Here is a 2105-nt window from a genome sequence, read left to right as displayed (position 1 = left end):
AATCCTGGCGAAGGGAAACCAATTGGGTCGGGTTGGGTAGCACGGCAATGGGAACCTGCTGTACGTCAACGTTATCAGGCTTTGTTGGCAGCGATTGCAGAACGTTTCGATGGCCAAGTCTATGGAGTGAACTTACCCGAAACAGCCATTGATCTCGACAAGAAAAAACTACCCAAGGGATTCTCCTGCGAGAACTATTTCGCAGGAGAAATGGAAAATCTTACCTTTGCGCGAAAAGTGTTCGCCAAATCACACGTAGTACAATATGTCAATTTCTGGCCGTGCGAATGGAACAACGACCACAACTACATGGGCAGATTGTTCGAGTTTGCCAGTACCAATAATATTGGGCTTGGTGGCCCGGATATTGTTCCCAACCGCAAGGCGCAAATGAAGAACTCATATCCGTTCTTCAATAAATACAAAGGTAAACTGGCACTCATTGCCATGGCAGTACAGGAGCCGACCTTGACCTACAGGAACCCAAATACGGGTGAGCCATTTAGCAAGGATGAGTTTGTACAATTCGCAAAAGATTATCTCGGTGCAGATATCATTTTTTGGAGCACGACCTCTCCCTGGTTAGCTAAGAAATAGGTAACGGTCGCGAGATCATCCTGTAGGGTCTTTTGCGGATAAAATCACAGCACTACCCGTTGAACGGGATGAATGGGCTACTGGACACATCCAAAATATGAAGAGTTTTGCGCCGGGCGTGAATCTATTCCTACAGTTATTTTGAAACTAGCGACCTTGATGTATCAGGCTGGAACCCAACTCCGCCAGAGGGTGAAAGTTGGTTGGTTTGTTCTATCCACAATACTGAGGATGGGCCGGTTTGTATCTGGTTGCGTATCAGGACGTTATCGTAGAACAATAAAACACTGATTAGGCATGCGACTTCCCAAGCCCCTCGAGGGGGAAAAACCTAACGGGATTCTCTTTATTTTATCAGATAAAATCTCCGGACAGACGATCATAATGGATATGACGCTTCCTATGAAAATTACAGAATTTAATGGAACAAGAATCTGCGTGCTCGCCGACAATGACAAACTGACACAGTGCCCAGAAGGCTCTTACGCAGTGATCGAGGATTCAGGTTTCTATGTGTCGCTGCTCGTCATGGGTAACGAGGCATGGAGCATTCACCCAGACCCACTCCCTACTCTTGAAGATGCGCTCGACCTTATAGCCGAGCGGCGTGGGCTTTTCGTTTAGCTTGCCGCCGTTCTGACAAACCATCCTTGGTGGGGTAACTATGTTAGAAAAACTCTTTGGCGGTAGTAAAAGTCCCCTCAACTATTGGATAGCCAACAGTTGAACCAAGCGCAGGCCCATAATACTGTTTGTTATAATTCGGCTGAAAACTCACATATGCGCCGCCGTTGCCGTTCTGAGACAAGTTAAGTTGCGAGAAATAGCAATTTATCGTTACAGCATCCTCTGCCCGGTATTGCTGAATCATCCCCGTCTGCCCAAGCAAAACATCACCATCATCTTCCTTGTTAATAGCAATCGGCAAATGTATCCAGTTGAACGTGCGGGCCGATGTGCACATATGCGTGTAGATCCGCTCGCACAGAATCGGGGTGCCGGAGCCTAGTTTTATCGCATAGTTGGTAATTGCTACGCCGTCGCCGAATTGCGTTGATGCAACGTAGGAATAAAGTGTCGATGACACACGAAGCGTTGATGCGCTATGCAACAGTGCGTGCTTTGTAAGCAATAACACAGGTGCGGTTGATGAATCTAAATTGTACGATGCGCTATCCGTTCTAAAGCGCTGTAAAAATCCCTCATGCCCGCCGTGATAGGTGCCGAAGAATTTACCCGTCGATTTCTCTTTTGCTGCGAATTCGTTCGCACCTAACCCGCCGAGGTAATACGAGACGCCAGATGGGAGTGCTGCCGACAATGTGCCGATAAATTGGTCATAGTCATAAATGAAATCACCATCGATGGGCTCTATATTTAATCCCGCCACATATGCGGGATTGGCATGTGCGTTCTCGACCTTCAAATACCAGGTACTTACAGTAATACCATCTATTTCCACATTATAACCACGAACAGTGCCCGATGGAGGTAATTGGGTGGTTAGC

Annotated in this window: 1 protein-coding gene and 3 pseudogenes; 3 read left to right on the top strand and 1 reads right to left on the bottom strand. The window is 47.1% G+C overall.

The window, feature by feature from the left end:
- The 3 genes and pseudogenes from J5224_RS25520 to J5224_RS25510 form a co-directional block, all read left to right on the top strand.
- Positions 1–597, top strand: a pseudogene (locus tag J5224_RS25520) (hypothetical protein); the annotation flags it as partial.
- Positions 598–640: 43 nt separating this feature from the next.
- A pseudogene (locus J5224_RS25515) lies at positions 641–872 on the top strand (hypothetical protein).
- A 22-nt stretch (positions 873–894) separates the two neighbouring features.
- Positions 895–1221, top strand: a complete 327-nt coding sequence (locus tag J5224_RS25510) for a hypothetical protein (RefSeq protein ID WP_264627999.1) — start codon at positions 895–897, stop codon at positions 1219–1221.
- A gap of 43 nt (positions 1222–1264) precedes the next feature.
- On the opposite strand, the pseudogene J5224_RS25505 reads toward J5224_RS25510, so the two are convergent.
- Positions 1265–2105: pseudogene (locus tag J5224_RS25505) on the bottom strand (head-binding protein); the annotation flags it as partial.

Source organism: Candidatus Symbiopectobacterium sp. NZEC135 (assembly GCF_025962695.1).
Note: the sequence above shows the minus strand (reverse complement) of the source record. Positions and strands in the feature narration are given on the sequence as shown.

Excerpts from the sequence above, each read along its gene's own strand:
- J5224_RS25510 (WP_264627999.1), top strand. The coding sequence starts at position 895 with ATGCGACTTCCCAAGCCCCTCGAGGGGGAAAAACCTAACGGGATTCTC.